The 18,359-nt window shown below is 60.1% G+C and carries 15 protein-coding genes; 5 read left to right on the top strand and 10 right to left on the bottom strand.

The genetic code is table 11. The features are described from left to right. The first annotated feature begins 82 nt into the window (after nucleotides 1-82). From C0Z19_RS02905 to C0Z19_RS02895, 3 genes are all read left to right on the top strand, one after another. Nucleotides 83-931: a hypothetical protein gene (locus tag C0Z19_RS02905; protein WP_146011985.1), complete on the top strand. Its 849-nt coding sequence runs from the start codon at nucleotides 83-85 to the stop codon at nucleotides 929-931. Between the two features lie 633 nt (nucleotides 932-1,564). After that, nucleotides 1,565-2,518, top strand: coding sequence for a hypothetical protein (locus C0Z19_RS02900; RefSeq protein ID WP_146011984.1), 954 nt, complete (start codon nucleotides 1,565-1,567; stop codon nucleotides 2,516-2,518). Between the two features lie 73 nt (nucleotides 2,519-2,591). After that, nucleotides 2,592-4,598 carry a hypothetical protein gene (locus tag C0Z19_RS02895; protein WP_146011983.1) on the top strand — a complete coding sequence of 669 codons (2,007 nt, stop codon included), beginning with the start codon at nucleotides 2,592-2,594 and terminating at the stop codon, nucleotides 4,596-4,598. Nucleotides 4,599-4,648: 50 nt separating this feature from the next. Here C0Z19_RS02895 and C0Z19_RS28890 read toward each other — a convergent pair whose 3' ends face one another. Further along, nucleotides 4,649-4,783, bottom strand: coding sequence for a hypothetical protein (locus C0Z19_RS28890; protein ID WP_269844785.1), 135 nt, complete (start codon nucleotides 4,781-4,783; stop codon nucleotides 4,649-4,651). 100 nt (nucleotides 4,784-4,883) lie between these two features. Between C0Z19_RS28890 and C0Z19_RS02890 the strand changes: the two genes are divergently transcribed. Continuing rightward, on the top strand, nucleotides 4,884-6,920 hold the full coding sequence (locus tag C0Z19_RS02890; protein ID WP_102608294.1) for a hypothetical protein: 2,037 nt from the start codon (nucleotides 4,884-4,886) through the stop codon (nucleotides 6,918-6,920). Nucleotides 6,921-6,967: 47 nt separating this feature from the next. Here the strand turns inward: C0Z19_RS02890 and C0Z19_RS02885 are convergent, their stop codons facing one another. The 4 genes from C0Z19_RS02885 to C0Z19_RS02870 form a co-directional block, all read right to left on the bottom strand. Next, nucleotides 6,968-7,786 carry an ABC transporter permease subunit gene (locus C0Z19_RS02885; RefSeq protein WP_102608505.1) on the bottom strand — a complete coding sequence of 273 codons (819 nt, stop codon included), beginning with the start codon at nucleotides 7,784-7,786 and terminating at the stop codon, nucleotides 6,968-6,970. Beyond that, a complete protein-coding gene (locus C0Z19_RS02880; RefSeq protein ID WP_102608293.1) occupies nucleotides 7,786-8,715 on the bottom strand; it encodes an ABC transporter permease subunit in 930 nt (309 codons plus the stop codon). The genes C0Z19_RS02885 and C0Z19_RS02880 overlap by 1 nt, the downstream gene beginning before the upstream one ends. Further along, nucleotides 8,712-9,821 (bottom strand): ABC transporter ATP-binding protein, encoded by a 1,110-nt coding sequence (locus tag C0Z19_RS02875; protein WP_102608504.1) that lies wholly within the window; start codon nucleotides 9,819-9,821, stop codon nucleotides 8,712-8,714. The genes C0Z19_RS02880 and C0Z19_RS02875 overlap by 4 nt, the downstream gene beginning before the upstream one ends. Before the next feature lie 146 nt (nucleotides 9,822-9,967). After that, entirely contained in the window at nucleotides 9,968-11,065 is a 1,098-nt protein-coding gene (locus C0Z19_RS02870) for a polyamine ABC transporter substrate-binding protein (RefSeq protein WP_102608292.1), read from the bottom strand. Between the two features lie 406 nt (nucleotides 11,066-11,471). On the opposite strand from C0Z19_RS02870, the gene C0Z19_RS02865 reads away from it, so the two are divergent. Next, the gene (locus tag C0Z19_RS02865; RefSeq protein WP_102608291.1) at nucleotides 11,472-11,675 is read left to right on the top strand and encodes a DUF1289 domain-containing protein; all 204 of its coding nucleotides are present in this window, start codon (nucleotides 11,472-11,474) and stop codon (nucleotides 11,673-11,675) included. A gap of 76 nt (nucleotides 11,676-11,751) precedes the next feature. On the opposite strand, the gene C0Z19_RS02860 is transcribed toward C0Z19_RS02865, so the two are convergent. The 5 genes from C0Z19_RS02860 to C0Z19_RS02840 all read right to left on the bottom strand — a co-directional run bounded on the left by C0Z19_RS02860 (nucleotide 11,752) and on the right by C0Z19_RS02840 (nucleotide 18,326). Continuing rightward, nucleotides 11,752-12,423: an OmpW/AlkL family protein gene (locus C0Z19_RS02860; protein ID WP_102608290.1), complete on the bottom strand. Its 672-nt coding sequence runs from the start codon at nucleotides 12,421-12,423 to the stop codon at nucleotides 11,752-11,754. A gap of 134 nt (nucleotides 12,424-12,557) precedes the next feature. Beyond that, nucleotides 12,558-12,989, bottom strand: a complete 432-nt coding sequence (locus C0Z19_RS02855; RefSeq protein WP_233195970.1) for a lysozyme inhibitor LprI family protein — start codon at nucleotides 12,987-12,989, stop codon at nucleotides 12,558-12,560. Nucleotides 12,990-13,267: 278 nt separating this feature from the next. Further along, on the bottom strand, nucleotides 13,268-14,698 hold the full coding sequence (locus C0Z19_RS02850) for an aldehyde dehydrogenase family protein (protein WP_102608289.1): 1,431 nt from the start codon (nucleotides 14,696-14,698) through the stop codon (nucleotides 13,268-13,270). A gap of 87 nt (nucleotides 14,699-14,785) precedes the next feature. Then, nucleotides 14,786-15,898, bottom strand: a complete 1,113-nt coding sequence (locus C0Z19_RS02845) for a hypothetical protein (RefSeq protein ID WP_102608288.1) — start codon at nucleotides 15,896-15,898, stop codon at nucleotides 14,786-14,788. An 835-nt stretch (nucleotides 15,899-16,733) separates the two neighbouring features. Further along, the gene (locus tag C0Z19_RS02840; protein ID WP_102608287.1) at nucleotides 16,734-18,326 is read right to left on the bottom strand and encodes an ABC-F family ATPase; all 1,593 of its coding nucleotides are present in this window, start codon (nucleotides 18,324-18,326) and stop codon (nucleotides 16,734-16,736) included. Between the last annotated feature and the right edge of the window lie 33 nt (nucleotides 18,327-18,359).

The following is an 18,359-nucleotide window of genomic DNA, read 5'->3' as shown; positions in this document are numbered from 1 at the left end:
GCATGCGGGTCCGCGTCGTATGGGACTGTGGGAGCGCCCCCGCTAAACTGGCTCGATGTGAACTACGCAGCATGAGCCACTCATGAGCAAATACGCGACGGTGCCACGCAGCCCCGCACGCAGGCGAGCAAGGAGCTTGTCGAGCCGGCCATCCGCTCAGAACGAAGCGGGTGCGCTGACACGTAGCCGCACCATGCCGAACGTCGCGGTCTCGTCTCCCCTCGCGAGCTCTTCCCGGACAATCAGCGCGGAGGACCTCGATATGTCCAACGCTGCGTCGGTCATTTCCAAAGCGCAGAAATTCATTCTTCCGATCGGTAACCTCAAGGACGGCGTAAAGCTGGTCTATCCCCCTGGAGACGAAAACGCCGGCCAAAAAATCCTCGATTTCGAAAAGAATCCCATCGGCGACACCGGCGTCATCTTCTATAACTCGACCGATAACAGCGTACAGGCGGTTCAAGGCAACGATACCGGCGTCATCATTTTCAACTTGGTGACGGAGAACCAGGCAGGCTTGCTAAGAGCCAGACACGATGAACTGGCGAACGCGAGCAGCACGCCGGGAATACTGGATCACGCCGGCATCCTGGCCTTTCTCGACTACGCAACGAGCCTTGGTCTAACGGATCGGTATAACTCCACTCGCGACTTTATACGGAAAAGAATGACGCCCGTGGGAGACCTCGGCCAGAACGAGTTCGGTCTTTATAAGCGCGACGATCGCGATATATGCAAAGCGGTTCGCCTCGATGGGCGCGGCTTTTTCAAGGGCCCCGCCGCGTCGCCCCAGAAATTCGAAGACGGCGCCGTCATCGTTCAACAGGGTGCGGAATACCGCTTGGTCCAATGCGAGGCGTTCGAACGGACCTATTGCTACAGCAACAACACAGCCATCGACGCACGCGAATTGCCGCTCGGGATTCGATAGGACGGGGGGGCGGCGATGGGCGTCGTGGCGCAAGGCAAGCATCCCCTAAGCCTGACAAATGCGCACGTCACTGCTGTAGTCGTCTGCCAAAGCTTCATATGTGGGAATGGCGCCCTATCGCGGCACCGCTCCGATGTTCTTCGCCGCGCATCGGGACGACGCGAACCTACAATCGTGGCTATGAATGCGCTGACCAAACGGCGGTTTGGCCGAACGACCCGAGCACGGTCCGCGCTGCCGATCGACGGACACGCGCGCCGAACGTCATGACACTTCGAAGTGCAATCGTATCGATCGAGACATGCGATGGTCCTTGAAAGCAAGCTGCAGCAACCCAGCCAGTTGCGACGTAGGTCGGTGCAGCGCAAGCCAGCGGAAGCCGCGCCGACGACCGCGCCGGTAACGACAGGGAACAATTTTTTTTGCAGAAATGAAGCACCGCAGCCCAGACCACGCCTTCGCTCTATGTCGATGCAGCATGATCCAGGCGATCCTACCCTCGCGCAGGGCGGCCCCGGTTTGTTCGATTCAACCCGCTCAACCATCGCTCAGAACGCGCTCGAATGGCTCAATCGGACCGGCAACCCCTCCGCCCTCGACAAGCGGCGCTATGCGCATTCATCGATGAGTTCGATGACTACATCGCTTGGCTCGACGAATCCTTCCCCGACATCTTCAGGAATGTCGAGTCGAAGGCCAAGCGGGGGCGATCTGTCCGCACGTATCGTCCAGGGCACCCACGTCGCCACGCGCCTCGCTCATTTGCAGGACAGCCGATCACCGGTACCGCAAGCACAACAAGCGGGCCACGCCGAGCCGCAACAGGAAACACAGGAGACGGCAACGAACGACTCACGGCAACCGCCGGCGTCCACATCGACATCGGGCTATTCGGTGCAAAGATTGCCCACCCTCGGCGACCGGATGTTCGAGCCGGAGGCAATTCTGCTGACCGAGTTGCTCACCAACGTCACGAGCCTTGTGTCTACCCTGGTCAACAACGGCCCTGTCGGCTACGTGGCGGCACGCGCGGTCGGGCCGCTCGGCCTGGTCAACAGCGCGCAATTGTTCCACTCGAATTGGGCCAATGCGGGTGAAACGGGTGTAAGCGAGGTCAGTGTTCTCGCGAGTCTCGGGAGTCAGTACGCCGCGGTGATGTCGACGTGGACCGGTTGGTGGTCCAGCCAAGCCGCCGACTTCCACAGCCGCGTCGGCGCCATCGCCGGGATAGCCAGCGAAATCGCCGACGTGCGCGACGCCTGGGCCGACCGAAGCGAAAACCCAGCGCGCAGCATTGCGCTCGCGATACGCATTCTGTCGATTTGGGCGGCTTCGATTTCCGCCTTCCTGTCACTTTCCGAGGCCGAAGACGAGGGCAGCATGGCCCCCACATACGGCCTGTCGGCGAGCGTATTGCCCGTTGTCGGCACCTTCGCCGGCATGACGGCGGAAGCGTTGAACCGGACGTCGGTCAGGAATCGGCTTCGCGCCCTCGTCAGTCGCATTCGGTCATTGATTCGGCGGCTCATGCGCCTATTGGGATACGGGGAGCACAGCGCTTTTCTGATGGACCCCTCCCCTGTTTAGCGGCCGTTCAGCGCTTGCCTAACGTTCAGCGAAGCATATGCCCGGTCCATCGCCATCATTCGTCGAAGCGAACATGCGCAGCCGCTCGCCGTCGCCTGAGAGCGATTGGCCGCGCCTGGGCGCGCCGGGCAGGCGTTCGGCTCAACCCGACATACCGCGGCGAATGCAGCCTTCCCTCGCGCCAACCGCCGATGTGCGACCCGCCTGGTTACAGCCCCAACAAAGCAGCGGATCGGAACCGATAGTCCAGCCTGATACAGATCTACCCCATCGCACCTTCGACTTAGCGGCCGAATATCCGGACGGCGTGCAAAGCGACTACGCGCGAGCCTATGTCATTGCCGCTGACATCGTCGATTACGTACGAGAGCAGCTTTCCTACGGGAGCGCCAATCAAAAATGGAACGATAAGAACGCGGAGACATCGCAAAACGAACGACAAGCCAATCCGTCGTCGGCGCCAATCCATGAAGCGCTGATGCGAACGCAGTTTATCGATCATTACAGCGGGCGTTATCTGCCGGAGAGCAAAATGCGCCGCTTCGCCCTGTCGCAGACCCACCGTAGCGAGGAGCAACGCGATCTCGCGCGGCGTATTCGGCACGCGTTCATGTGGTCGGAGACACCTGAACCAGATGATGCGCCGCAAGCAGGCGCACAGCGTGCGGACACCCACTCCGATTTTGTGGCGTTAGCGCAGGCAGTATTGCAGTACAAGCCGAGGCTGCTTGCTCAAACAGCGTACGTCGTTCGCGCAGGAAACGACAATCACATGGCGGCCCTCGCCTACACGGGTGCGCGCTATCGCTTCGACAGCTCATACGTCGTTCAGTTGATGCAGATGCCTGGACACACGTTTTGCCGTATCGGAATGCCGGCTTGGCCGGAAGAGCGCTGGTGGGTGATCGACCCGTGGCCGCGCGACGCCTATCCGGTGCGCTTCGAGCACCACCTGGGATACGGCTGCTCAGAACTGCTTGTGAGCAAACCCGGAAAGGGCGCACCGGATTCCGATGAAAAGGAGCAGCGCTATGCCGCATTGAATTCGTTGATGGCTGAGGGGCTGCGCGACTTCAGAGAAAAGACATGGCCGGACGTAAAGAAGCCAACGCTCACCATGCACAATTGTCTCTACCCGACAAAGGATTCGATCAGTTGGTTATATACGGTGCTGGTTCGGCAGCCGGATGTCGAGTTGACGCCGCGGTATGAGCGCATCTCCCGCAGGCATGAGGAAGCGCGCATTGTCGTGGCCGGCACTATCAAGGACGTGAAGGCGAAACTCAAATACGGAAGTAAAAACCAAGCGTGGAATTTCGACAGCGATCCAGCAGGAGGCCCACAAAGCGCGAGCCAATCGCAGAAACGACTCGCCGAGGTATCGATGCGGTTAAACTTTCTACGCGAGCCCCCAGCCGGCCACTTGTCCGACGAAGAGATGCGCCGCTTCGCCGATGCCGACCATGGGAACGCGACATACCGAATCGATGTCGCCGGCAAAATCCGGCGTCTGTTATCGTGCGAGCCCGCAGGCTCGGAGCAAGCGGCCGATGATCAAAAAGCGCTCGAGAAACTCCGCGAAGAAGTGCTGGTCGGCAAGCCACGGCTGCTGGCTTATGCGGCGCTTGGCGCCGAAGTCGGCAACTGCGGTGAATTTGCCTGTGTTTCCTATATGCTGGCGCGCCAACGCTTCGGGCCGGAGTACATGGTTCATTTCGCGACGACGGCCATACCCGAACACCAATTTTGCGTCGTCGGCATGAAGGACTGGCCGCTGTCCGACTGGTGGGTGATCGACGCTTGGCCGCGGGATGCCTACCCGGTTTTGGCGAAGCACTACTTCGCTCACGAAAATATCCGGTTAGGTGACGGCAAGCCGGGCAAAGGCGTCCCACATTCTCCCGAGAAAGAACAGCGCTACGTGCGTTTTCGCGACGACGTAGCGCGAAGATTCGAGGAGTACAGGCAAAGCAGGGCGACAAATTCCGCTAACACGAAATCTCTCGCCCAAGCCCTACCCAACATGTACAACTGCCTCTATCCGACAGCGGACCCGGTGAAGTGGCGTTACCGCCTGTGAGCGGGCCGCAAGCACATTCAGCGAGCAGCGAGCGACGATCCGCCCTCCTCTCACACAATCCCCGCCAACGTCATGCCAAGTCCGTCGTCGTTATCCGTCAAGTCGAAAAAGCGCCGCCGCTCGCCGTCGCCACGAAACGACCATGCGGCCACGCCCGCGCCTCCGGTGTCTGCCAGCGTGAACACGGCTCAACCCAACCTCCTGCGGCGACTGCAGCGTCCTATCGCGCCCGCCGCGGATGTGCAGCCTGCGTGGTTGCATCCAGAGCAAACCGGCGGACCACCCATGACAGAAGCACAGTCTTTCGCGCCGGAGCCAAAGCGGCACAAGGCTGCGGAAAGTCGGCTTGGACATACCGAAACGGCGCAGCCGACCGAGCCGGAGGCGACACCCGAACCGACCCCCTTCGATCTCGATCCCCAGACGGTGAGCGAAATGACCGCCTTCCTTCGCGAGATGCCGAGCTCGCCGGGAACGTCCAGCGGGACCGACACGATAGAACAAGCCGATAAGCCGCTGCGCAGTATCATGCATGACCTGGCGAAGGAATATCCGGGCGGCGTGCAAAGCGAGTACGCACGAGCCTATGTGCTTGCGACTGACACTATTCGTTATGTACGCGAGGCGCTTTGCTACGGCAGCGCAAATCAAAAATGGAACCATAAGCCCTCGGCGCGACTGCCAAGCGGCGAACACGCGAATCGATCGCAACCCGTCAATCAAGCACTGATGCGAACGCAGTTTGTCGATCGTTACAGCGGACGCTATCTGCCAGAGCGCGAAATGGCCCGTTTCGTCTGGTTACGAACACACCGCAGCGAGGATCAACGCGATCTCGCCCTCCGAATCCAGCAGGTGTTCAGGGGCGCCGAATCACCCGACTCGGGGGATGCGCAACCTGCGGGCGCACAGCGCGCGGACTCGGGGCCCGAACTTGCCGCGCTAGCGCAGGAGATGTTGCAATACAAACCGCGATTGCACGCCTATACCGCGTTCGCCGTCCGCGCGGGAAACGACAATCACATGGCAGCCCTCGCCTACACGGACGCGCGATATCGATTCGATCCCACTTACACCATTCAGTTAATGCAGATGCCCGGCCATAGGTTTTGCCGCATCGGCATGCCCGCCTGGCCCGAGAAGCACTGGTGGGTCATCGACCCTTGGCCGCGCAATGCCTATCCGGTGCGCTTCCATCACCACCTGGGGTACGGCACAGCGCAAGTCCTTGTAAGCAAACCTGGTAAAGGCACCCCGGCTTCCGACCAAAAGCAGCGGCGCTACGAGGCATTCTGCAAGTCGATGTCTGACGGGCTGCGAGACTTCAAGGAAAACACGTGGCCGAGCATAGAAGCGCAAACGCAGACCATCCACAATTGCCTCTACCCGACCAAGGCTCCGTTCAATCGGATATACACGGTGCTGGTCCGGCAGCCGGATGTCGAATTGACGCCACGGCACTACCGCATCTCCCAGGAGCACGAGGACGCGCGCATCATCGTGGCCGATATCATCAAGGAAGTGAAAGCGAACCTGAAGTACGGAAGCGACAATCAAGCGTGGAATTTCCAGAGCGACGCGCGCGATCCAGAAAGCGCGAGTCAAGCGCAGAAACGATTCGAAGCGACGTCGATGCGGTTGAACTATTTACGCTCGCCCCCGGCCGGCCATGTGTCCGATGATGAGATGCGCCGCTTCGCCAAGGCCGACCATCGGGGGGCGTCACGGCGAATCGATCTCGCCAGCAAAATACGGCGCCTTTTGCCGTGCGAGCCCAATGACGGCAGCGTCGGCGCGGCGCCTGCGGCCGATTCCGAAAAAAGCCTCGATACGCTTCGCAACGAAGTGCTGCAAGGCAAGCGGCGGCTCAGAGCCTATGCGGCGCTAGGCGCTGAAGTCGGCAACTGCGGCGAATTTGCCGACGTCTCCTACGTGCTCGCGCGCCAACGCTTCGGGCCGGAGTACACGATAAAGCTTGCCAGGACGGCCATACCCGAACACTCGTTTTGCATCGTGGGCAAAAACGACTGGCCGCTGCATCTCTGGTGGGTAATCGACCCTTGGCCGCGCGACGCCTATCCGGTCCTGGTGCAGCACTACTTCGCATACGAGAACGTCCGGCCCGGCGCAGGCAAACCGGGCAAGGGTATTGCGCACTCACCCGAGCAGCAGATGCGCTACGAGCGCCTTCGCGCCGACGTAGCGAGAAGATTGGAGGGACATAGATCGCGCACGTCGCCGAACCTCGCTGACGAGATGCGTTACCTGTACAACTGCCTGTATCCGACGGCGAACCCGGTCAAGTGGCATTACCACGTTTGAGCGGCTCCAAGGAGGCGGCAAGGTCTGTCTGACGACCCGCCTTCCGCTCACGCCACCCCAGCCAGCCGCTTCTTCTCCGCCCGCAACATCGCGTAGTTGATCCCGATCACACCGACCGTAACCACACCGATGAAGAGCGTCGCCAGTGCGTTCATTTCCGGATTGAGCCCCAGCCGTACCCGCGAAAACACGACAAGCGGCAGTGTCGTCGAGCCCGGCCCCGACAAGAACGCAGACAGCACGAGATCGTCGATCGACAGCGTGAACGACAGGAGCCACCCCGCCATCAACGCTTGCGAGATCAGGGGCAAGGTAATGGTGAAAAACACCTTGAACGGTGTCGCGCCCAAATCGAGCGCAGCTTCTTCGAGCGACGGATTGAGCTCCCGCACGCGCGACTGCACGATGATCGCGACATACGACATGCACAACATGACGTGGCCGATCCAAATCGTGACGAGCCCGCGCCCCTCGGGCCAGCCGAGCCACTTGCCCATTTCGATGAAGAGCAGCAGCAACGAAATCCCTTGAATCACTTCGGGAATCACAAGCGGCGCATTGATCATTCCCGTGAACAACGTAAACCCACGGAATCGCCCCATTCGCGCCAGCACGAAGCCGGCCCAAGTGCCGATGAAGACCGACGCGAATGCAGTCAATAACGCAATGCGCAACGATAGCCAGAAGGCCGTGATGAGCTCGTCATCCTGCGCGAGCGCCGCGTACCACCGCATCGAAAATTTCGTCCAAACCGTCACGAGCTGCGACTCGTTGAACGAATAAACGATGAGGCTCAGGATCGGGATATACAGGAACGCAAAGCCAATCCCGAGCGCGGTGATTTGCAAGGTACGGTTCGGTTTGATCATCGCCGCGCTTCGAGTTGTTTAGCCTGAAAATACTGGAACAAGGCCATCGGCACGAGCAGCAACAAAACCATCGCACAGGTGACGGCAGAGGCCATCGGCCAGTCGGCGTTGTTGAAGAACTCGTTCCACATGACGCGACCGATCATCAGCGTATTCGCACCGCCCAGCAGTTCCGGGATCACGTACTCGCCCACCGCGGGAATGAACACGAGCAGGCAGCCCGCGATGATGCCGTTCTTCGACAGCGGCAACGTGATCTGCACGAACGCCTTCCACGGCTTCGCGCCGAGATCGTACGCGGCTTCGAGCAGCGTCAGATCCATTTTTACGAGGTGCGCGTAAAGCGGCATGACGAGAAACGGCAGATACGAATAGACCATCCCGATATACACGGCCGTGTTCGTCCGATACAACTCGATCGGGGTATGGATCAGCCCGATCGTCATGAGGAAGTTGTTGAGCAGCCCGTTGTTCTTGAGGATGCCGATCCACGCATAGACGCGAATCAGAAACGACGTCCAGAACGGCAGCATCACGGCCATCATGAGCAGGTTGCGCGAATCCGGATTCGAGCGCGCGATGTAGTACGCCATCGGATAGCCGAGCAACAGACAAAACAGCGTCGTCACCGCTGCGACGACCACGGAATTGACGTAGGTGGCGAAGTACAGACTGTCCGTGAACAGAAACGCGTAATGCGCCACATTCAGTGAAATCTGTACGACACCGTCTTTGACCGCAGCCAATTCGGTGTACGGCGGAATGCCCAGTTGCAGTTCGGCGAAGCTGATCTTGACGACGAGCAGAAACGGCACGAAGAAGAACATCAGCAGCCAGATGAACGGTCCGGCGACGACCGCCGTGCTGCCCGTCAGCTTCAACCTTCGTGCGGGCCAGGTCGCGAGCGAGAGCAGAAACGTATTCATGCTGTCAGCACCACGCCGGCCGACGCGCTCCAGCGCACATAGATTTCATCGCCCCATGTCGGCGAATCGATTTCCGTCAAGGCGAGGCTCGATACGTTCGCGACCACCGTCTTGCCCGAATCGAGCTTGACGTGATACAGCGAGTAGCCGCCCATGTAGGCGATGTTCGACACAGTCCCCCGCCCCCAGTTGAAGGCGCCTTCGGGCGGTTTGCGGGTCAGCGCGATCCGCTCGGGGCGAACCGAAATCGTCACGGGCATGCCGAGCGGCCCCGTAATGCCGTGATTGACGTAAAGGCGGCAAGGCAGCTCGGCCGTTTCGACGAAGATGTGGTCCGGTTCGTCTTCCACGACACGCCCGTCGAACAGATTGGTCGAGCCGATGAATTCCGCCGAGAAGCGCGAATTCGGGTACTCGTAGACCTGGTGCGGGGTGCCCAGCTGGACGATCTGCCCTTCGCTCATGACCGCCAGGCGGTCGGCCATCGTCATCGCTTCTTCCTGGTCATGCGTGACCATGATGCAGGTCACGCCGACGCTGTCGAGAATATTGACGAGCTCGATCTGCGTTCGCTGGCGGATCTGCTTATCGAGCGCCGACATCGGCTCGTCCAGCAGCAACAGCTTCGGCCGTTTCACGAGCGAACGCGCAAGCGCGACGCGTTGCTGCTGGCCGCCCGAGAGCTGGTGCGGCTTGCGCTTCGCGAAGCGGCCCATCTGCACGAGGTCGAGCGCGTCTTGCACGCGCCCCTTCAATTCGGCCTTCGGCACCCCTTCCTGTTTCAGGCCGAACGCCACGTTCGACTCGACCGTCATATGCGGAAAGAGCGCGTAAGACTGGAACATCATGTTGACCGGGCGCCGGTACGGCGGCATCAACGCGAGATCTTCGCCGTCGATCAGGATCTTGCCCGAGGTGATCGATTCGAGCCCCGCGAGCATCCGCAGCAGCGTTGACTTGCCGCAACCCGAGCTGCCGAGCAGCGCGAACAGCTCGCCCTTCGCCACGGATAAATTGACGTTCCTGACCGCGACCGTTTCCCCGAACTTCTTGACGACGTCGACGATCTGCACAAAGTTTTCGACCGAAGCAACGCCCGCCGGCATTGAACCTGCGGGACGCGCGCCTGCGCTTGGCTGCGAGCTCGACTGATCGCTCATGATCTGCTGCCTGACTCCACTCGTTTGATGTGCAAAGCCCCCGGCAATCGCTCCGGGGGCTTCATGACTGCATGCCGCTTGCGGCGATGACGTTATCGGCCCGACTTGAATTCAGTCCAAAGCCGGGTTTGCAACCGCTGGATTTCGGGCGGCAGCGGCTTCAACAGAAACAGCGTCTTGACGACGTCGGCCGGCGGATAGACGGCCGGGTCGTTGGCGATCTTCGGATCGACATACTTCTTCGCTTCCGCGTTCGCGCTCGGGTAGTACACGGCGTTCGTGATCGCTGCATGGACCTGCGGCGTCTCGATATAGTTGATCCACTCGAGCGCCGCCTCCTTATGCGCGGCGTCTTTCGGGATCGCCATCACATCGAACCAGACCGGGGCGCCGCCTTTCGGAATGTAGTACTCGATCTTGTACGTCTTCTTTGCTTCGAGCGCACGGTGCTTGGCGATCACGACATCGCCCGACCAACCGTAGGCGAAGCAGATGTCGCCGCCGACCATGTCGTTGATATAGCCCGACGAATTGAACTGCGTGATGTACGGACGGATCTTCTTCATCATCGCGAGCGCGGCCTGGTAGTCGGCCGGGTTCGTGCTCATCGGATCCTTGCCGATGTAGTGCAGCGCCGCGGCGAACACCTGGTCCGGCGCGTCGAGGACAGAGACGCCACACGCTTTCAGCTTCGAAATGTTTTCGGGCTTGAAAAGAATGTCCCAGCTGTCGAGGGCGACGTCCTTGCCAAGGATTTGCCGGGCCTTCGTCAGGTTGTAGCCGAGCCCTGTCGTGCCCCAAGCCCAAGGCACGACGTATTTGTTGCCCGGATCGGCGCCGGCTACGAGCGACATCAATTGCGGATCGAGGTATTTCAGGTTCGGCAGTTTCGTTTTATCGAGCGGCGTGAAGATACCCGCCGCGATCTGCTTGCCCGCATAGTTGCTCGTGGGAACGACGATGTCGTAGCCCGAATTGCCTGTCAGCAGCTTGGCCTGCAGCGTGTCGTCGCTATCGTAGTTGTCGTAGCTAACCTTGATGCTCGTCTGTTTTTCGAAGTTGGGGATCGTGTCCTTGGCGATGTAATCGGACCAGTTATAGACGTTCAGTTGCGTGTCCTTGGCTGACGCCGCCCACGGCGCTGCGCACAAAAAGAGTGCAGCCAGCGCGCCCATTGCCTGTTTCTTCATCCCGTTCTCCGATGCGGACCGGTTCGCCCGGCCACAACCCCGCCATGCCGCGACGCAGCGCGCGCGACTCCCGTGAAAAACCCGAAAGCTACCATCAATCATTGGCGTGCGACATAAAAATGCGAGCGGATCGGACCAGCTGTCGCACAAACCGCACAGCGCTGCTCGGAACGCCGCCCATCCGTCGCCCATCCGCCGCCCACCGCGGTCCGGCAGCCCGTGCCAATGACGAATCGGGCGCAATTTTATCGGGTTATAGGCCCGTGTCTACCGGAATAAAACCTCGTGCATCCTTTCGGATAGCCTGCAGTAGCAAGCGGCAGCGCCCACGTTGATGGTACGGGGTTCGACCGTGCGCGTCCGGCCTCGGCTACCATACGCACAGTCCCGCTTTCAAGATCGACAGATGGCTTCCAACCTCCACGCGCTGCCCGACAGCCCCTGCATCGGCGTCTGCTCGACGCTTTTCGACGAAGTCTGCAAAGGATGCGGCCGCACGGCGACTGAAGTCTCGAATTGGGTCTTTATGAGCGATGTTGAAAAACGCGTCGTATGGGATCGCATCGAGCGCGAAGGTACCGCGATGCGCTTCAAGAACGACAAGCTTTAGGCCGCCAGCACCCGCCAGCACCAATAAGAAACGCCGGACATGCCGGCGTTCGAGCGCAATAGGCAAGAAGGCGCGTTCAGAATTGCATGCCGATGCCGACCCCGACGACGAGCGGGTCGATATGGAGCGTGCCCAGCGATGCGCCGTTCAGCGACGTGCCGGTCTTCATCCAGATTTTCTTGATATCGGCGTTGACGAAAAGCTTCCTGGTGATCTGCACGTCGACGCCGGCTTGCACGGCTGGGCCGAAGCTGTGGTTGTCGATCGAGATCGGCTGCCCGCCGGCGCTCAAACCGTTGTTGTAGAACAGCGTGTAGTTCAGACCCGCGCCGACGTACGGCCTGATGCGTCCCTGGTGATTGAAGTGGTACTGGAGCAAGAGCGTCGGGGGCAGCACGCCCACGCCGCCCAGGTGGCCCAGGCTCGACGTGACCTGATGACGCGAGGTGGCCAGGATCAGTTCGATGCCGAGGTAATCTCGAATCATGTAGGTGAAGTCGAGCTCGGGCACGATCGCGTTGTTCACGCCGACGTTCAGCGCCGAGAGTGTTTCGTTCGTGCGCGCCGCCGGCTCGATGCTGATCGCGCGCAACCGTACCAGCCAATCGCCGCTATGAAGACCGTCGCTACTGCGGTCCGATGGCGCGCCTTCGTCCGTTGCGAACGCCGGAACCGACGCGAGTGAGGCACAGAGCACGCAGGCCATCGTTGCGTACCGTTGGATGCGGGCAAAACTGATTGTTTTCATGAGAAGTCCCTGTCGTCTAAACCCCTACAATGTTTATGGGTTAACGACGGGGAAAACTTGACCCCGGTCAAGCCGGGCCATGCGCCAACCGTAGCTGCGACGAGCTGTCGCGTCGGTGCAGGAATGACGGCGCGTTACCTGGGCGGCAAACCGGATATCGCATCGCGCAGCTGCACGGCGCGCAGACTATCGAGCTCGGCCAGGCAGGCCAGACGACGAAGCGCTTGGGCATTGCCGACTCCGCCACCGTTCAGAGAGGAGAGAAAGTCACACTGGGCCTGACGATATTTCGCGAAGGCGCTATTCGAATGGGCAAGTTTCAGTTTGGCTACGGCCACGTATTTTTGATCTTCGTCCCATCTGGAAAGCGCGCTCGCGGCTTCGCGCTCGGCTTGTCGCAACAATCGTTGGCTTTCGTCGAATTTCTTAGCCAGGCAATCGCGCATCCCTGCTTCAGGAAAAGCGCTACATTCCTCGCGCAATTCGCGCTCGCTCGGAACGGCACCCGCTGAAGCCGCCAATAGCACGTGCGGCACGAAGGCCGCGAGGCCCAATGCGATCCACACTATCGGCCGCACGGCGCTGCCCTCTCCTGCCACTTTTCAAAACCCGTTCTTGCCAATATTTGATCAGCCACGCTCGTCCCTCTTCCCAAGTTCGGACGTGCATGTTTGCGTACAAAATCAAGGAAAAACGATATTCGACGGAAAATAGGACGGATTCCTCACTGCCACCCCACCCCCACGCATCATCGATCTCACGGGCGATGCAATGCAGACCATCGAAGCGCGCGCCAGCCTCTCCGAAAAATGCCAGACGCGCGTTCGCTCACCGCCTGGCTCGCTTACTTCGCCACCTTGAACTGCATCGACTTGTATTCGAGATACTCTTCGAGCCCGTAGACGCCGTTTTCGCGGCCGTAGCCGGACTGTTTGAAGCCGCCGAATGGCGCCTCCATGTTCCAGGCGCCGCCGTTGATGTCGATCTGCCCCGTCCGAATCCGCCGCGCGACCGCAACGGCACGTTCGTCGCTGCCGGCCCAAACGGCGCCGCCGAGGCCGTAGGGCGTATCGTTGGCGATGCGGATCGCTTCCTCTTCGTCCCCGTAAGTGAGAATCGACAGCACGGGTCCGAAAATCTCTTCCTGACCGATCGTCGACTTCGGATGGACGCGACCGAAAACCGTCGGCTTGACGAAATAGCCCTTCGTCAAACCGTCCGGTATTTGCGCACCGCCCGTCACGAGTTCGGCCCCTTCGGCCACGCCGCGTTCGATGTAATCGCGCACGCGCTGCAATTGCGCCGACGACGCCAATGGCCCCAGCCGGGTACCGTCGTGACGAGGATCGCCAACCGTATAAGCCTCGGCCGCCGCCTTCGCGAGTTCGCGTACGTCCTCATAACGCGATTCGGGCACGAGAAGCCGCGTGTGCGCCGAGCAAGTCTGCCCCGAGTTCAGGTAACAAGCGCCAACCGTACTCTTCACCGCCGTCGCAAAATCCGCATCGTCGAGCACGACCGACGCCGACTTACCGCCCAACTCCAGTGCCACCCGCTTGACGCTCGCCGCTGCGAGCTCGGCCACGCGTTTGCCGGCGCGCGTCGAACCCGTGAACGACACCATATCGACAAACGGATGACTCGCGATCATCTCGCCGACGACAGGCCCATAGCCGCTGACGAGATTGAATACGCCGGCAGGCAGCCCGGCCTCGTGAATCGCCTCCGCGAGCATAAATGCGTTCAGCGGCGCGACCTCTGACGGCTTGAGCACCACCGTGCAGCCGGCGGCGAGCGCCGGCGCAACCTTCAGCGTGATCTGATTGAGCGGGTAGTTCCACGGCGTAATCGCCGCTACGACACCGACCGGCTCCCGCACCACCAGCGAATTGCCGACACGCGCCTCGAATTCGAACTCGCGCGCGAGCTTGGCATAGGCATTCCAGTTGTAGACGGGGCTACCGACCTGGATCGCACGCGCGAGCTTGAGCGGCATGCCGACTTCGCCGCAGATCGAGGCCGCAAGTTCATCGGTGCGCGCCTTCAGATTCGCGGCGATTTTTGCGAGATAGTCGGCACGTACCGATGCGGGCGTCGCCGCCCAGCCGTCGAACGCCAGCTTCGCAGCTTCGACGGCCGCTTCGGCATCAGCGGCCAGCCCCTCTGGAATCCGGCCCATGACTTCTTCGGTACCGGAATCGATCACGTCGATCGTGCCCGTGCCCGAAGGCTTGAGCCATTTGCCGTCGATGTACAGATGATCGTAGATCTTCATGCGAGCGCCCAACTGGTGGTTTCGACTCGCACATTCTACTCATCAGCGGCACGGACCGCCGCTCGTTTGCGTCGGGATCGGTGGCGGCTACCATCGCTGCATTGATGTCCCTGGCCGCTGCGCGTCTTCGTTTACTGCTTTCTCGATTGCCTCATTGAGGTCCGGAGTGTGGAGATCCAGCTCCGGCGGCGTGCGAGGCGGATCCCCCTTGCTCTTGACAGATACGACGTGTTGATAGATTGCCGCCACACCCTGAGCGATGCTGGCGACGAGTTCCGTGCGAGCCTCATCCGTCATCCCGTCCGGTATCGGTAGTGGGTCAACGCCATAACCGAGTTTCGTCAGCCGCTCGAGCATGCCGCTATAGTTCTTTGTATAAAGATTACCGACCGGCACCCTGTTCCCTTCCCCTTCGACGTTTTGGTAGTGACGGAAGACGCCGCGCTCGTTCATAAATACCGCGCACAGGTAGCAAGGGGGCCTTGTTCCGACCGGTGGATCCACGATCTTGTCCGCATAATGCTTTTGAGCGTACTCGATAAGATGCTGTTCGGCATGACGGCCATCTGGATTATCAATAATTCGCAGGTCCCATCCCTCGCTTTCGAGGCCAGATAAGATTCCGATCGCCTGCCTGAGCTCTTTATTCGCGTTGATTTTCTTGGAGGCGCCCTTGGGAAGAGGGAGTATTTTGAGCAAGGGATGATCCTTTATTAATCCCCACACTCGCTTACGCAAAGCAGCCACACTCGAATACACGCTCAACAGCTGCCTCTTGAGGTATTTCGACCTGCTGTTCGACGACAGCAACATCACCTTTTTCTCTGGAATCATCAAAACCTGCACTTCGACAAGTTTTGGCCTCCAGTCTTGCACGTCTATCCCATCAGGAGGTTTATTAAGGACAAGTTTTGCAATGCGCCTGCCCAAAATCATTTCCAAACTCAGGTGCTGTGGATTATCCCAGGCAGGCATCTCTTGTTCGGCGGGAATCACATAGAGTTGCTCCACGTGGTCCTCCCACCGAGCGCGGGTCGAGCGTTCAAGTTCCTCCAGCAATTCCTGGTGGAAGCGCTCATAGCCCTGCCACCCATTACTCCCCGGCGTGCTTCGTCCCGATCGCTGGCCGTCCGGCGTGCTGCGCCCAGATCGCTGGCTGCCCGGCGTGCTGCGCCCCGACGGCGGGCTGCCCGGCTGCATGTACCACGTTGGCTCCTGGCCTGTGTTCCGATCGTTCCTCAGATCTTTTTCGGGCAGCGTGAACGATCTCCCGCGAGCGTCATTGGAACTCCCTTGGCGACGGGCCGGTTCGTTTCGAACCTCTTGCTGCACCGCGGCGAGTCTCCAACGACTCCCGTGCGGTGATTGCCGTGGCGTCGCGTTGGCCCCCGCTGCGCTGACCGGCGGGTTGTTCACATCAGTGTCGCTCCGCGCCTGGAGCAACGGATTGCCCAGATTCGATGCAGCAAGTTCGCGGACAGGGTACCTATTCCTTCCCTGGTCCATCCTCCTTCCCGTCTCAGATTGCGCGCGACCTCTAAAATCGGGCCCCTCGCCGCTGCTGGTGGATGGCTGGTGGGTGGCGTTAAACTGCCTCTGAATGTTATTCGGCGAACTTTGCTTTGGTGTTCCCTCCTGAGTCTTCTTTTCTGGTGAAGTGTGGAGCATATCGGTGAACTCACTCGTTCAAGAGCCGTCATTATCGATAGTATTCACTTGCTTGCTCCTCGCTACCTTTCGGCGGCATAGCCCGACTGATTGACCAATTTCATCAGTCCACGCATTGTATTCTCGGACCCCGTTGGCATGGACCGAGATTTCCGGATTGTGCCCATTATTTGGAATGCTCGACGTACCGCGTTCGGGTAGATCACGCAGCGCCATTACATCGTCGAAATGTCGTTCAGGAACACCGGGAAGCACAATGCGAAGTGTTCCGCAACTTCCCGCGCATGAAAGAAGACTTTCGAGGCGTGCGCGATCTGAATAACCGCGCGCGCGCCTCAGAACACCGTCGATCGTCGATAACGACGCTTTACTGCACGCCTTGACTGGCAAGAAACTCTTCGTAATTGCCACCGAAGTCGTACAGCGTGCCGTCCGTGCGCACCTCGATGATGCGGTTGGCCAGACCGCTCACGAATTCGCGATCGTGCGAAACGAAGATCAGCGTGCCGTCGTACTTTTCGAGCGCGATTTGCAGCGACTCGATCGACTCCATGTCCATGTGGTTCGTCGGCTCGTCCATCAGCAGCACGTTGTGGCGGCCCAGCATGAGCTTGCCCCAGATCATGCGGCCCTTCTCGCCACCCGAAAGCACCTTGACGGATTTCCTGATGTCGTCGGCGTTGAACAGCAAACGGCCCAGCGTGCCACGCACCATCTGGTCGTCGTCGCCTTCCTTGCGATACCTGTCGATCCAATCCGTCAGCGTCACGTCGTCGGGAAATTCCTCGTACGTGTCCTGCGGCATATAGCCGACGTTCGCGTTCTCGGCCCACTTGATCGACCCGCCATCAAGCGCCAGGTTGCCGTACAACGCGCGCAGCAACGTCGTTTTACCGGCCCCGTTCTCGCCGATGATCGCAATGCGCTCGCCCGGCTGTACGCTCAAATCGAAGTTTTCGAAGATCGTGCGCTCGTAGCGCTTCGTGATGCGCTCGGCCACCACCGCAATGTTGTGCAGCTTCTTCTCGTACTCGAAACGAATGAACGGGTTCTGACGCGACGACGGCTTGAATTCCTCGATCTTGATCTTGTCGATCTGCTTCAGGCGGCTCGTGGCCTGACGGGCCTTCGACTTGTTCGCCGAGAAGCGGCGCACGAAGTCCTGCAGATCGGAGATGCGCTCCTTCGCCTTCGCGTTGGCGGCCGCCTGGCGCTCGCGCGCCTGCGTCGAGGCGAGCATGTAGTCGTCGTAGTTGCCCGGATAGATCTTCAACGTGCCGTAATCCATGTCCGCCATGTGCGTGCAGACCTGGTTCAGGAAGTGTCGATCGTGGGAGATGATGATCATCGTCGAGTTGTACTCGTTGAGGATATTCTCCAGCCAGCGGATCGAGTTGATGTCGAGGTTGTTCGTCGGTTCGTCGAGCAACAGCACATCGGGATTCGAGAACAACGCCTGCGCGAGCAGCACGCGCAGCTTCCAGCCCGGCGCGACATTGCTCATGGGCCCGTTGTGATCCTCGATTGCGATACCGATGCCGAGCAGCAGTTCGCCCGCGCGCGCCTCGGCCGTGTAGCCGCCGTATTCGGCGAACCGGGCCTCGAGTTCGGCCGCGTGCATGTAGTCGTCGTCGGTCGCCTCGGGGTTCGCGTAAATCGCATCGCGCTCCGTCATCGCGGCCCACATTTCCGTGTGGCCCATCATGACGACGTCGAGAACGCGCTTGTCTTCGTAGGCGAACTGATCCTGGCGCAGCTTGCCGAGGCGAATGTTCGGCTCGAGCATGACCGTGCCCGAACTCTGCTCGAGATCGCCGCCGAGGATCTTCATGAACGTCGACTTGCCGCAGCCGTTCGCGCCGATGAGACCGTAGCGGTTACCTTCGCCGAACTTGACCGAGATATTCTCGAACAAGGGCTTCGGCCCGAATTGCATGGTGATATTGGCGGTAGACAGCACGGCGCGTCCCTTTGAGTGGTGATCGGCGAAAAA

This window comes from Trinickia soli (genome assembly GCF_002879855.1).
Classification (GTDB): domain Bacteria; phylum Pseudomonadota; class Gammaproteobacteria; order Burkholderiales; family Burkholderiaceae; genus Trinickia; species Trinickia soli.
Note: the sequence above shows the minus strand (reverse complement) of the source record. Positions and strands in the feature narration are given on the sequence as shown.

Coding starts and splice junctions, on each gene's coding strand:
- C0Z19_RS02905 (WP_146011985.1), top strand. CDS start 83: ATGAGCAAATACGCGACGGTGCCACGCAGCCCCGCACGCAGGCGAGCA.
- C0Z19_RS02900 (WP_146011984.1), top strand. CDS start 1,565: ATGACTACATCGCTTGGCTCGACGAATCCTTCCCCGACATCTTCAGGA.
- C0Z19_RS02895 (WP_146011983.1), top strand. CDS start 2,592: ATGCGCAGCCGCTCGCCGTCGCCTGAGAGCGATTGGCCGCGCCTGGGC.
- C0Z19_RS02890 (WP_102608294.1), top strand. CDS start 4,884: ATGACAGAAGCACAGTCTTTCGCGCCGGAGCCAAAGCGGCACAAGGCT.
- C0Z19_RS02880 (WP_102608293.1), bottom strand. CDS start 8,715: ATGAATACGTTTCTGCTCTCGCTCGCGACCTGGCCCGCACGAAGGTTG.
- C0Z19_RS02875 (WP_102608504.1), bottom strand. CDS start 9,821: ATGCCGGCGGGCGTTGCTTCGGTCGAAAACTTTGTGCAGATCGTCGAC.
- C0Z19_RS02870 (WP_102608292.1), bottom strand. CDS start 11,065: ATGAAGAAACAGGCAATGGGCGCGCTGGCTGCACTCTTTTTGTGCGCA.
- C0Z19_RS02865 (WP_102608291.1), top strand. CDS start 11,472: ATGGCTTCCAACCTCCACGCGCTGCCCGACAGCCCCTGCATCGGCGTC.
- C0Z19_RS02860 (WP_102608290.1), bottom strand. CDS start 12,423: ATGAAAACAATCAGTTTTGCCCGCATCCAACGGTACGCAACGATGGCC.
- C0Z19_RS02850 (WP_102608289.1), bottom strand. CDS start 14,698: ATGAAGATCTACGATCATCTGTACATCGACGGCAAATGGCTCAAGCCT.
- C0Z19_RS02845 (WP_102608288.1), bottom strand. CDS start 15,898: ATGCAGCCGGGCAGCCCGCCGTCGGGGCGCAGCACGCCGGGCAGCCAG.